The organism is Aquimarina algiphila, from assembly GCF_947494415.1.
GTDB lineage: Bacteria > Bacteroidota > Bacteroidia > Flavobacteriales > Flavobacteriaceae > Aquimarina > Aquimarina algiphila.
This window is the reverse complement of sequence record NZ_CANLVC010000002.1, coordinates 472,401-485,510: the sequence shown is the minus strand read 5'-3', so window position 1 is coordinate 485,510 and position 13,110 is coordinate 472,401. Positions and strand designations below refer to the sequence as shown.

General features: G+C 33.6%; 12 protein-coding genes. 4 read left to right on the top strand and 8 right to left on the bottom strand.

The window, feature by feature from the left end; genetic code table 11:
• Positions 1-63 precede the first annotated feature (63 nt).
• Together PQF96_RS04595 and PQF96_RS04590 are read left to right on the top strand one after the other, a co-directional pair.
• Positions 64-1,173, top strand: coding sequence for a hypothetical protein (locus PQF96_RS04595; RefSeq protein ID WP_109439006.1), 1,110 nt, complete (start codon positions 64-66; stop codon positions 1,171-1,173).
• A 137-nt stretch (positions 1,174-1,310) separates the two neighbouring features.
• Positions 1,311-2,870 carry a peptide MFS transporter gene (locus PQF96_RS04590; RefSeq protein ID WP_271765234.1) on the top strand — a complete coding sequence of 520 codons (1,560 nt, stop codon included), beginning with the start codon at positions 1,311-1,313 and terminating at the stop codon, positions 2,868-2,870.
• Between the two features lie 15 nt (positions 2,871-2,885).
• Here the strand turns inward: PQF96_RS04590 and PQF96_RS04585 are convergent, their stop codons facing one another.
• Both PQF96_RS04585 and PQF96_RS04580 read right to left on the bottom strand, forming a co-directional pair.
• Positions 2,886-3,083 (bottom strand): hypothetical protein, encoded by a 198-nt coding sequence (locus tag PQF96_RS04585; RefSeq protein ID WP_271765233.1) that lies wholly within the window; start codon positions 3,081-3,083, stop codon positions 2,886-2,888.
• Positions 3,084-3,185: 102 nt separating this feature from the next.
• The gene (locus tag PQF96_RS04580) at positions 3,186-3,581 is read right to left on the bottom strand and encodes a hypothetical protein (RefSeq protein WP_271765232.1); all 396 of its coding nucleotides are present in this window, start codon (positions 3,579-3,581) and stop codon (positions 3,186-3,188) included.
• Positions 3,582-3,698: 117 nt separating this feature from the next.
• Here PQF96_RS04580 and prfA point away from each other — a divergent pair, with 117 nt between their 5' ends.
• Positions 3,699-4,775, top strand: a complete 1,077-nt coding sequence (gene prfA / locus PQF96_RS04575; RefSeq protein ID WP_109439003.1) for a peptide chain release factor 1 — start codon at positions 3,699-3,701, stop codon at positions 4,773-4,775.
• Between the two features lie 78 nt (positions 4,776-4,853).
• Here the strand turns inward: prfA and PQF96_RS04570 are convergent, their stop codons facing one another.
• The 5 genes from PQF96_RS04570 to folE form a co-directional block, all read right to left on the bottom strand.
• Positions 4,854-5,897, bottom strand: coding sequence for a glycoside hydrolase family 5 protein (locus PQF96_RS04570; RefSeq protein ID WP_271765231.1), 1,044 nt, complete (start codon positions 5,895-5,897; stop codon positions 4,854-4,856).
• A gap of 314 nt (positions 5,898-6,211) precedes the next feature.
• Entirely contained in the window at positions 6,212-7,141 is a 930-nt protein-coding gene (lgt, locus tag PQF96_RS04565; protein ID WP_109439001.1) for a prolipoprotein diacylglyceryl transferase, read from the bottom strand.
• 70 nt (positions 7,142-7,211) lie between these two features.
• The gene (yidD, locus tag PQF96_RS04560; protein ID WP_167571976.1) at positions 7,212-7,457 is read right to left on the bottom strand and encodes a membrane protein insertion efficiency factor YidD; all 246 of its coding nucleotides are present in this window, start codon (positions 7,455-7,457) and stop codon (positions 7,212-7,214) included.
• Between the two features lie 24 nt (positions 7,458-7,481).
• Complete coding sequence (gene cysS / locus PQF96_RS04555; protein WP_109438999.1) at positions 7,482-8,978, bottom strand: cysteine--tRNA ligase; 1,497 nt, start codon at positions 8,976-8,978, stop codon at positions 7,482-7,484.
• A 39-nt stretch (positions 8,979-9,017) separates the two neighbouring features.
• A complete protein-coding gene (folE, locus tag PQF96_RS04550; protein ID WP_109438998.1) occupies positions 9,018-9,695 on the bottom strand; it encodes a GTP cyclohydrolase I FolE in 678 nt (225 codons plus the stop codon).
• A 283-nt stretch (positions 9,696-9,978) separates the two neighbouring features.
• On the opposite strand from folE, the gene PQF96_RS04545 reads away from it, so the two are divergent.
• Entirely contained in the window at positions 9,979-11,472 is a 1,494-nt protein-coding gene (locus tag PQF96_RS04545; RefSeq protein WP_271765230.1) for a T9SS type B sorting domain-containing protein, read from the top strand.
• Between the two features lie 79 nt (positions 11,473-11,551).
• On the opposite strand, the gene PQF96_RS04540 is transcribed toward PQF96_RS04545, so the two are convergent.
• The gene (locus tag PQF96_RS04540) at positions 11,552-13,063 is read right to left on the bottom strand and encodes an OmpP1/FadL family transporter (RefSeq protein WP_271765229.1); all 1,512 of its coding nucleotides are present in this window, start codon (positions 13,061-13,063) and stop codon (positions 11,552-11,554) included.
• Positions 13,064-13,110: the final 47 nt, after the last annotated feature.

The window sequence follows — 13,110 nt, the reverse complement described above, 5'->3', positions numbered from 1 at the left end:
ACTTGAATATGCTTATTTTTGGAGATATGTGTACATTAGACATGGATAATTAGACTTCACTATATGTCAGATATTACTGAATTTTATAGCCTAGCTCATATCTGTATCTCTTTGATAGGAGGGATATTGTTGTTAGCAATCTGGTATAATATAAGAAAACGTTTCAAACAATTTTTGGAAGAAGATGATTCACAAAAAAGAATAGATAAAGGCCTACTATATTTAAGTTTAGCTCTTTTTATTTGGGTGTTTTCTGGTACATGGATCTATCTAGGTAATCTTTTATCTTTTGACACCACAATTATATTTGATGTAGGGTATAGCTTTTTTTCCGTTTTAAATACGCTTGCTTTGTTATTAGCATTATTTTATTTCGATTTTGCACCACGATTTTTATATAAAAACAGAAAAAATACCATTGTTTTAACCATTTTAATAATTGCTGTTTCTACAGTAACTTTTTTTTTGATTCAGGGGTATAAAGATAATCCAGTTGTAAACGGAATTCGTATAAGCGGAATTCCCGATTTAATTCTTTCATGTTTCTTAATGTATTTGTTAATAGTATCTTTTTATAAGACATTCATGAACAGAGATTTAAAGTTGGTTGCAATAATTTCTGTACTTGCTTTTTTGTTAATGTTGGTATCGCAAATGCCAGATGTATTCGTAGTTATGGATGATATATTATATGGACATTTGATAAAGATTATAGCCAAAACGACATTTATTTCAATTTTTCTGGTGTTAGCGACAAGTTGGGTAATTCAATTGGCATTAACACCAAAACCAAGTGAAATGACTATTAAATTTATGGATTGGTCATTGGTGAAAATGACAATTCCTTCTAAAGAAATCTATGATAAAACCATAGATTTTGGTTCCAAAACCACACAGTATAAAAATCTGTTGAAATTTGCTGTAAAACGAAAATACGAAATAGGGGATGGGCAATATTTATTAGTGAACTCTGGGGGAGAAATAAAAAGTCAAACCTATCTAAGTAGAATTATCGAGAATATCAATTCAATACTTCAATTAGAATCAATATCGCAATTAGAGAGAAAGGATTTATTCACTTTTATGGGACAGGGAAAATATAGACTTAGAGTGATTCCTGAGAATATAAGTATAGATGAAACACTCTTAGAAGAATTTAATAAAACCTGTTAAAAATATGAATTGTGATTATTTGTAATCAATTGTTTCAGAATCACAATTTAATATAAATTACTATTTTTTAGAACTTCATTTTTAGTTATCCAAAAACTATCCATGCTTTGTGTTTAATAATAATGTAAACACATAACATGAATTTAGATCACACTGTTGTAGATAAACAAGAAGTATTTGGACATCCAAAGGGACTATTGTACCTGTTTTTTGCCGAACTATGGGAACGGTTTTCATTTTATGGTATGAAAGCACTTCTGGTGTTGTATATGACAAAACACCTTCTGTATTCTGATGATAAATCGTTTGGTGTTATGGCCGCATATATGTCCCTGGTGTATGTAACTCCTATGATTGGAGGTATTATAGCAGATAGATATATTGGGTATAGAAAATCTATTATACTTGGAGGAGTTTTGATGGCTGCAGGGCATTTTTTTCTAACCATTGAACAGCCTGTGTTTTTTTATGGTTCACTAGGGCTTATAATCGTTGGTAATGGTTTTTTTAAACCTAATATTTCTACAATGGTAGGGACATTATATGAAGAAGGAGATAGAAGGAGAGATTCAGGGTTTACAATATTTTATTTAGGAATTAATCTTGGAGGAGCAATAGCACCTCTATTATGTGCTTGGCTTGCAGAGTTGTATGGGTGGCATTACGGATTTTTATTAGCAGGGATTGGAATGTTGGTAGGGTTATTAGTTTTTAAAAGAGGAACTCAATTAACCATATTTGGAGATAAAGGGTTAGTGCCAGATAAAAAAAATTATGAAAAGAAAATATACGGACTTAATAAAGGAGGGCGAATTTGGTTGATAGCATGGTTATCAGTTCCTTTGTTTGCCTTGATCATAAGGTTTAACGAGTTTGAACATTATTTGGTTTGGATTGCTTCTTTATTTTTGATTGGATATATTACATATATATTAATTAAAGTAAGCCTCAAAGAACGAAAAAGGTTATTAGTAGCAGTCTATTTTACAACTTTATATGCTTTATTCGCAGCGGTATTCGAACAAGCAGGAAGTTCACTTACCTTATTTGCGGATAGAAATGTAAATCTGATAGGGATTAACGCAGCTCAGACCAATAGTGTAAACTCCATCTGGATCGTAGTTTTAGCAGTTCCTTTTGCCATATTATGGACATTTCTAAGTAAGAAAAAAGCAAATCCCAATTCTGCTATTAAATTTGGCCTGGGAATGCTGTTTCTCGGACTGGGTTTTGTAGTTTTTGGAATGTCTGCACAAGGGGTCGATGAATATGCCAGAACACCAATGCTTTATCTCATTTTTGGATATCTGATATTAACCATAGGAGAACTGTTTTTATCTCCAATAGGACTTTCTAAAATCACAGAGTTATCTCCTGTGAAATATGTAACTTTTATTATGGGAGTTTGGTTTTCTGCTAATTTCTATGGACACTTTTTTGCTGGTAAAATAGCAAAGCTTACCACAGTAAAAGAAGGAGAGACTAGCATTTTTTCAAAAGGGTTTTCTGGAAAGATAAGTGAAGTTATTACCGGTTTATCAGGTGCTGTAACAGAAAATGGCCAGACAGAAGCATTTCAGCAACTGTATTCTTATGTTTCAGTATATGCCAATTTTGGTGTTATTACTATTGTAATCGGAATAATTGCACTCGTAATTTCACCAATAATCAAAAAATTAATGGTTGGTATACATTAGAAGATGTTCCAAAAACTAGGAGTTGAGTTCTTCTCCTAGTTTTTTGGTTTTGATCATTGTATCTTCCTGTTTTTGTTCTACCAATTCAATAGTATGTTCATCATTAAATTTACCTTCTTTTTTGGTGAAAAATATAGGAACAGGAAGTAATGAGGCCATGATGATGAGTAGTATTAAAGCGAATCGCTTTATTAGTTTTTTAAGTTTTTTCATTTTCAATTCATCGAATATGTAAAGGCATTTGCTTCTCTATATTAGAAGTAAACGATAGTACTTGGTTATTAATTAAAAAAGGTTGCAGGTGGATAATGAATATTATCCAGTTATTAAATTGAAGTGAAAAGGTTCTTCCTCACTAACCGTAGAAGAATGAAATGGAATGCGAATTATTTTTTGTTTGTAGAACAAAGGAATAAAAGAGCGTTGTTTTTTATCTTTAGTTAAGCTAATTCTACTATGAAATAAAGATAACATCCTTAGGTTTTTGTGTGGGATATAAGAAAAAACAATGTTTTTTTTCTGACTAGTAGAAGGTTGAAAAGAAACAATGTTATTAGATATTCTTTTAGGAATTACTATGGATTCAATAGTAGTTTCCTTAATCTTTGGAGAAGAATAATTAGAATATCCACCAAAGCTAAATAAAATAGCAATAGCAAAAAAACAGTTAAGTACTGTAGATTTATGATGAAAGCTTATCCTTTTTTTCATACAAACACAAAAATACGATTTTTATGGAATAATATGATACTTAGATTCTTAGGCTCTGTATGCATTTTGGACAAAAAAGCTTACTTTTGTATCTTCTACAGACAGGAATAATGTACTATGATTGATAAATTAAATATTGTAAAGCAACGATTTGATGAAGTGAGTGATTTAATCATTCAGCCAGATATTATTGCAGATCAAAAAAGATATATACAGCTTAATAAAGAGTATAAAGATCTCAAAGCATTAATGGATGAACGGGATCGCTATATAGAATTAACTAATAATCTTAAAGAAGCAGAAGAGATTATAGCAGACGGTAGTGATGCAGAGATGGTGGATATGGCAAAGATGCAATTGGAAGAAGCAAAAGAAGAATTACCTTCCTTAGAGGAGAAAATTCGTTTTATGTTGGTTCCTAAAGATCCCGAAGATGCTAAAAACTGTGTGGTCGAAATTCGAGCAGGAACAGGAGGGGATGAGGCAAGTATTTTTGCGGGAGATTTGTTTCGTATGTATACAAAATACTGTGAAGGTAGAGGATGGAGCACCAGTGTTGTTGATCTAAATGAAGGGACTAGTGGAGGTTATAAAGAAATTATTTTTGAAGTCAATGGGGAAGATGTGTATGGAACTTTAAAATTTGAAGCTGGAGTACATCGAGTACAACGTGTACCTCAGACAGAAACTCAAGGTCGAGTTCATACCAGCGCCGCAACAGTCATGGTTCTTCCAGAAGCTGAAGAATTTGATGTCGAACTGGATATGCAAGAAGTACGTATTGAACGTACAACTTCTACAGGTCCAGGAGGTCAATCGGTAAATACAACCTATTCTGCAATCAAATTACATCACGAACCAACAGGAATGATTGTAAGTTGTCAGGATCAGAAATCATCACATAAAAACCTTGAAAAAGCATTGAAAGTATTGCGTTCTAGGTTATATGACCTTGAATTAGAAAAGAAACAAGCGGCTGACTCTGAGAAAAGAAAGAGTATGGTGTCGTCTGGAGATCGTTCTGCAAAAATTAGAACCTATAATTATCCACAAGGTAGAGTAACTGATCACCGAATTGGTCTTACCTTATATGATCTAGGGAATATTATTGATGGAGATATCCAGAAAATAGTCGATGAACTTCAATTAGTAGCAAATACAGAAAAACTGAAAGAGTCAGACGAAGTATTTTAGAAAAAAATATTAAGAAAATAAAAAGCCTCATAAATTTAGAATTTATGAGGCTTTTAGGTTTAGTAAACAATATATTAATCAGGGGTTTTTAGTTTTTATTTCTTCTCTTACCATTGTACCCGAAATGGTGATTTGATCTTCTGTCCAACCACCGGTGCCACTTGCATTAGGTTTAAGTGATGCAGAGGCTTCTTCTTTATCTGCAATAGACCAATTACACCATGATATTTTGTTTTGATCCATAAAGTCCCACCATGCTCTTGCTTCATTAGTATCAATAAAACCATTGCCACTAGCTTCAGTAACTCCATACTCTGTAACAAAAAGAGGGATACCATTATCTAGAGCTTTTTGCGCTTTATCTCTTAGGAATTGTTTATGAGTAGCAGCATAATAATGTAATGTATAGGCTACGTTAATATCATTTATAGTATTTCCGATAACTTCATCAACATCTTGAGACCATGTACGCGTACCACAAATAATTAAGTTATCAGGGTCATGTTTTCTAATTTCGGCAATTACTTGTTCATGATATGGCTTTAATACATCTTTCCAGGAAACGTTGAGAGGTTCATTATAGATTTCATAAATGATATTTGGGGTGCTACCATATTTTTGAGCAACTTCAGAGAAAAATGCCTTAGCTTCTTCAAGATGATCCTCTGCGTGATGACTATGCCAATCTACAATAACATATATACCTTCTTCAATTGCGGCGTCAATAACAGTATATACTTTTTGTTTTTCTGTTTCTTTATTAGAAAGATAACCATCAGTATCTTCTACGCCCATAGCTGCTCTAACAATATTACATTTCCAGTCTTTTTTTAACCAGCTAATCGCTTCTTTGGTATAATATTGTCCCATCCATTGACTCCAGAATAAGGACATTCCCCTTAGTTGAACAGGATTATTGTTTTTATCTACAATTTTGTTTCCAGAAGCTTGCAATAAGCCAAAAGAATCAATTGTAGATGTTGTGTCTCCTGTACCCTCATCACCACCTGTTTCATCAACCTCTGATTGATCAATGTCTTCGGGTATGTCTGAATCTGATTCACAAGATGTTATTATCGATATAATTAAAAAAACAGCTATGATACCTGTTATTACTCTCATGTTTATAATTTTAAATAATAGTTGTATACTCTTAATATATAACGAAGGAATCTTAATTTTTGGTCTATCTATAAATAACAAAAGCCAAGATCGTTTCAATACTAGAACAACCTTAGTTAATAAATTCCTTTAAAAAAAACATTATTTTAATATATGAATTCAATAAAAGCGTAAAAACTTAGTACAATTGTAAGTGATGTACCTTTGTATATATGATGAAGAAATAGTGATAAGTGATTAAATACGTTATCAAAAACAAGTATTTTTTTATAAAGCCCTCGCAGATTTTAAAAACCTGCGAGGGCAATAGTGTTTTATGTAGAAGCTTTTTTCCCTGATCGTATTATGAAATATAAACCAGCTAGGATAAAAGGTATACTTAGCCATTGTCCTGTAGATAAAGATTCTCCTAAGGCATCCTCAAACCCTCCTTGGCTTTTCTTAACAAATTCTACGAGAAAGCGTACTGTCCAGAGCAAAACTAAAAATGCTCCAAACAGAAAACCTTTATTATTTCGTTTATCTGTTTTCCAATAAATCACCCAAAGAATAATTGCAACAAATACATAGCCAAAAGCTTCATATAGTTGTGCTGGATGACGATAAGGTATGGTATCCAGCAAGCTTGAAAATTTGGGGTTATTGACTAATGCAGAATAGGCTTCATTTACATTCTGTATCCCCGTTTCCTGTATTACTTGGGCTTTACTCACTCCATCACGAACAAACTTTACTCCAAAAGCAGAATCACCAGATGCTTTGCCAATAATTTCTGAATTAAAAAAGTTTCCTAAACGAACAAATATAGCTCCAAAAGCTACAGGGATTACTATTCTGTCTAATACCCAAAGAATATGCTTTTGAATTACATTTTTAGAATAATAATACATTGCAATAATCATCCCGATTGCTGCACCATGACTTGCTAAACCTTGAAAACCTGTAAACTCAAACTCTGGTCTAAATCTAAAAGGTAAAAGAATTTCTAAAAGATTATTTTTATAATGATCCCAATCATAAAAGAATACATGTCCTAAACGCGCTCCAAGTAGTGTCGCTATGACCGCATAGATAAATATAGAATCTAATTTTTCTATTGAAATACTTTCGCGGATATAGATTTTTTTCATCAGGAACCAACCTAATGAGAAGGCAATTACGAACATTAAACTGTAAAAACGAATAACAAAAAAGCCGAGATCTATTCCTTCAACAGGATTCCATATAATTTTTGATAATATCATGAATGCGTTTTATTTTTCGAAAGTAAATATAGGTATTTAAATAAATTCTTGAGCGTTTTTAATTGAGGTATTAATTCGTCGGTTCTTTATCAGTATCAGGAACAGGATCATAACCACTTCCTCCCCAGGGGTGACAACTAAAAATTCTTTTTATCGATAACATTCCTCCCTTAAACAATCCATGTTTTTGTAATGCTTCAACCGTATAGTGAGAGCAGGTGGGTTGATAACGACATGTAGCCGGGGTTAATGGCGAAATCAAGTTCTGATATAGCTTTACCAAAATGATAAATGGAAATATGAGAATTTGTTTTATGGTGGTTTTGAGAGCCAAAATAGTTTAGTTTAATGAAAAACTAGTGCCTTCTCTACCATCTTTAAGTTGGATGCCAATTTCTAAAAGTTCATCCCTGATTTTATCGCTGGTAGCGAAATCCTTATTTGCTCTAGCTTCGGTTCGAAGCTTAATTAACAACTCAACCGTTCCCGAAAGTTTATCACTAATATCAGAAGAAGTTTCATTTATGTTTACCAGTCCCAATACATCAAAAACAAAACCGTGAATCGTTTGTTTAAGAATTTCAAGATCTGCTGCAGATATTTTAGCTTTTTGCTCTTTAACTGTATTGATAAATTTTACAGCATCAAATAATTTTGCAATCAGAATAGGGCTGTTAAAATCGTCATTCATTGCATCATAACAAGCTGTTCTCCATAATTGAACATCAAACCCTTCAGTGATTTGATCTGTTGGTAATGATTTAATAGTTTGGATAGCGTCCATTAGTCTGTAAAACCCTTTTTCTGAGGCTTCAAGGGCATCATTAGAGAAGTCTAAAATACTTCTATAGTGTGCTTGAAGCATAAAGAAGCGTACAACAGTAGCTTCAAAAGCCTTATTGAGAATAGTGTTGTTACCAGAGAATAATTCTTCAGGAGATATGGTATTTCCTGTCGATTTAGACATTTTTTTACCGTTAAGAGTAAGCATATTTGCATGCATCCAGTAATTTACTGGTGTTTGTCCACATGCAGCTTCTCCTTGAGCAATTTCACATTCATGATGAGGGAATTTTAAATCCATTCCGCCGCCATGAATGTCGAATCGTTCGCCAAGATATTTTGTGCTCATTACAGTACACTCTAAATGCCATCCAGGAAAACCATCACTCCACGGTGAAGGCCATCTCATTATATGTTGAGGTTCTGCTCTTTTCCATAATGCAAAATCCTGAGGGTTTTTCTTGTCACTTTGAGCAGATAACTCTCTTGTATTTGCAATCATGTCCTCAAGGTTTCTGCCGCTTAATTTTCCGTAATGATTAGTTTTATTAAACTTTTGCACATCAAAATATATAGAGCCATTAGACTCATAAGCAAAACCATTATCGATTATGGTTTTAATGATTTCAATTTGTTCAACAATATGACCTGTCGCGGTTGGTTCTATACTTGGCGGAATCGAATTAAATTTTGACATTACTTGATGAAAATCCAAAGTGTATCGCTGTACAATTTCCATAGGTTCTAGCTGCTCGAGTCTAGCTTTTTTAGCTACTTTGTCCTCCCCTTCATCTGCATCGTTTTCAAGATGTCCGGCATCTGTTATGTTTCTTACATAACGAACTTTATAGTCCAGATGTTTTAAATATCTGAATACTAAGTCAAATGAAATAAATGTACGGCAGTTTCCTAAATGTACATTGCTATAAACTGTAGGGCCACATACGTACATACCAATATTACCCTCTGTGATAGGTGTAAATATTTCTTTCTGACCCGAAATAGAATTGTAAATTTTTAATTCCTGATTTTTATACAACGGACTTGCTGCCATAATTTTTATGAATGCTTGTGATTTATGATGAAAATAAAATTAAAAGGTAGTATCTAACTTAATGTAGTCTAAAAATTCTCTTCTTACAGAGTCTTCTTTAAATTTACCGCCAAATTCACTGGTTACTGTGCTGCTTTCGATATCTCTGATCCCTCGCGAGTTTACACATAAGTGTTTTGCATCAATTACACATGCAACATCTTTTGTTCCCAAAACGACCTGAAGATCCTGAACAATTTGCATAGTCATACGCTCTTGTACTTGTGGTCTTTTGGCGTAATAATCTACAATACGGTTCATTTTGGATAACCCAACTACAGTGCCGTTAGAAATATAAGCTACATGCGCACGACCTACAATCGGTAATAAGTGATGTTCACAAGTAGAATACACTGTAATATTTTTCTCTACTAACATTTCACCATATTTATAATGGTTTTTAAATGTAGAAGCATCGGGCTTACGTTGTGGATGTAGTCCAGAAAAAATTTCATTTACAAACATTTTAGCAACACGTTGCGGTGTACCTTTAAGACTGTCATCTGTTAAGTCTAATCCTAGAGTTTCTAAAATATGTTTAACATCTTCTTTAATCAAAGCAATTTTTTCATTATCACTAAGTTTAAAGGCATCTTCTCTAAGAGGAGTGGTAGCGCTAGTAGCTACATGATTATCACCTAGCGCTTCAATAGCTTCAAGGGCCTTGTCAATTTTCACACTTCAAAATTTTATAATTCATTAAAATCCAACCAAAAAAATAATAAAGTGTAATGAATTTTTTTTAAACATTTCTTACTTTATTATCTTTTCGAACATAAATAGAGAAGTATTGTATAACGCGCTCTATAATGTGGGTTGCAAAGATACGATTTTGTTGTTTTACTTGGTAAAAGGTATGTTAAACAATTATAGATGTTAGGTTTTTTGGAGAAGTTCTGTATATTTAAGTCCCAAATTGAACTGTAACACACGAAAAAACTAGTTTTAACGTTATATGAAAATGGCAAAAGTATTACCTCAAATTTCATTACTTTTTATACTCCTGTTTTTTAAAGGCACTTTTTCTTATGCCCAGGATTTTGATGTGGCTTGTAGATTAGCCCAACCTTTTTGTTCTGATGCTTCTAGAGAACTTACATTTCCTAATACTGTAGGGGATATGGATGGTTTAGGAGAAGTAGGGTGTTTAAATACAACCCCTAATCCTGCTTGGTACTTTCTTCGTATTGATGAATCAGGAAATTTAGTTTTTGATGTTCAACAATGGGTAGATGGTAATGATAATAGTAATTTAGATAGAGGAGAAAGGCAGCTTGATGTTGATTTTATCGCATGGGGTCCATTTCCAACTTCTTTTATAGTAGATTGTGATGATCTTTCTCGGGGATGTGATAATAATGGGGATGGAGACAATATACGCCCCGCTGAGTGTGTAAATAATGTTGATGATCCTGATTATTATTTAAATAACCTTGATAATACTAACATAATAGATTGTAGTTATGCAAGGACGCCAGAAGATGATACATTCGTTGAGACGCTTACCATACCTAATGCCCAGACAGGTGAATATTATATAATTTTGATTACTAATTTTGCAGATGAAGCAGGTGTAATACAGCTTCAGCAAACTAATCTTGATGAATCAGACGCGGGAACAACAGATTGTAGTATTTTAGATCCTGGTGTTGGGCCTGATATTGCAACATGTGGAGAGTTTCCTGTTACCATTGAAGGGAGATTCCCAGGAGCAATAAGTTATAGATGGTTTAGTGATGCAGTAGGTTCTACTAATTTTACAACGGCTGTACCAGACCCTGAAGGGATGTTTCCATTTTTAGAAGTGAATGCTCCGGGTGCTTATCAATTGATTGGGTATTCAGATGCTGCTAGGACAGTTGAGGTTGGTAGAGATGATTTGGTGGTGTTGGATGTTTCTAACGCAGTAGTGTCAGTTGGATATAGTATTGCTGAAGAGTCTTTTGCCGGGAGTTATACAATAACAGCAGAGGTAGAAGCTACTCCAGAGGTTGAAAATGCAGGTTTTGAAGATTTTGAATATAGACTAGATCGCGATCTAGGAAATGGTTTTATAGAATATAGACCTTTTCAGTCATCTCCTGTATTCACTAATGTTCCTCCTGGGGATTATTTTGTGACAGCGCGATATGCAAATTGCCCTGATAGTGAAGAGAGATCAGAAGTTATTATGATTTTGGGATATCCTAAGTATTTTACTCCAAATGGAGATGGTTTTCATGATACCTGGAGTCTTATTAATATAGAGAATCAGCCCACAGCACAGATTTATATATTTGACCGCTATGGTAAGTTGTTGAAGCAGCTTAGGGCAGGAGGGCCAGGATGGGATGGTACATATAATGGTAGAAACATGCCTTCTTCAGATTATTGGTTTAGAGTTGAGTTTAATGAACCTAGGGATCCAAATATGAGGAGAAGGGTTTTTGCAGGTAATTTTTCCTTAATACGATAAGTAGATATATAATTATAAATAAAAAATAGCTGGGAGAAATCATCTTCCAGCTATTTTTTATTTATACTAATGCTTTACTTTAAAAGTTTACACCAAGAGTAAAAGTCAGGCTATCAACATAAGTGTCAATAACTGCGAAATTTGTAAAAGCAGAGTTAGGGTAAAATTGTTCTTCTCGTTCTTGTTGAGTGTAGTCATATGCTACATCGAATTTGAATTTTCCAAAATCATATCCAGCTCCTATAGAGAACCCTGTTCTATCTCCCATGATAAGTTCGTCTTTATACGGACTTTCTTCAAAACTATATCCTCCTCTAAAACTCCATCTGTCATATTTCCATTCTGTACCAATTCTGATTGTTGAAGAACTTTGTAGACTATTTTCGATTTCTTGATTAAGATTTGCAAAATTTCCTCCTTCATCAGAGCTAAGTTGTGTTGTAGAGTAGTCTTTATAAGAATAATCTAAACTTATTAATCCTTGTTGTTCGAATAAAAAGGCGATGCTTCCCGTGGCTTTTGCAGGAGTACGCAGTTTGTATTCTGGGAAAATGTTAATTACATTAGGATTTACAATAGCTCTTCCATCGGTGTCACTTAAAGTTTCTAATCGCTGTGTAGTTTCTTCTTCTATATAATACCATGTGGGAGACTCAAAAGATGCTCCTACTCGAATCATTTTGGATAGTTTAGCTATTCCTCCAATTTGAGCAGAAAAGCCAGCTCCAATGGTAGATAATCTGTTTGTAAATATGATTTCATTTACATTGCTCCCTGTATTGTTATTGCCTTCAAAAAACTCGGTTACTCTGTCAAAGTTAATGAAGTGAGAGTTAAGATTGATTCCGATATAAAGATTTTGATTTATTTGCGCTCCTCCGTTTAAAGAGAATTTTCCGTTTAAACCTGTGCTTTCATAAAAATATTCCTGATCAAAAACACCTGGAGCAACATTTGAAAAATAGGTGGTGTTATTGGGATCATTAACGTCATTGGCTTCTATAACAAAAGCTTCGCGACCTAGGAAAGCTTGCTGGGCGCTATAGCCTTCATTTTCTCCAAGAAAGCTGTAAAGATCACCTACTGTTTCTCTAGATCTTCTGGAGATCAAACCTTGTGGGATACCTTGGGCTTCAGAAAGAAAAAAGGTGTCAATAGAATTTGTGCTTCTACCTGATACAAAAAATTCATTTGCATTGTCAGAGGTTTGGTCATATACGATACCCAGTGATAATTTGTTAATTCCAGAAGTATTATTGTTGTTGTTATAAACGAATACAGCACCCACTTGATTAAAATTTACGTTATTGGTATTCGTAGAATTGAAAGTGTTAAAATAGAATGCGTCGTTACTAATTCGATTTGTTGAAAGGGTCACAGATCCATAAGAGTTTAAGAAAACTGCAGACCCAGCGGGATTAACCTGTAATGCTGATAAATCTCCACCTAATGCACCAAATGCACCACTCATCCCTCTAAATCGGGCAGTTCCTAAAATATCTTGCTGAGAATACCGTAGCGCATCGGTTATGTCCTGAGCGTTCAAAAAAGGCATAGATAGTATACCTATACATAAGAATAGCTTTTTCATTCGTTATTTTAATTATGAATTACAGAATATCTTAAATAAGGATAAGA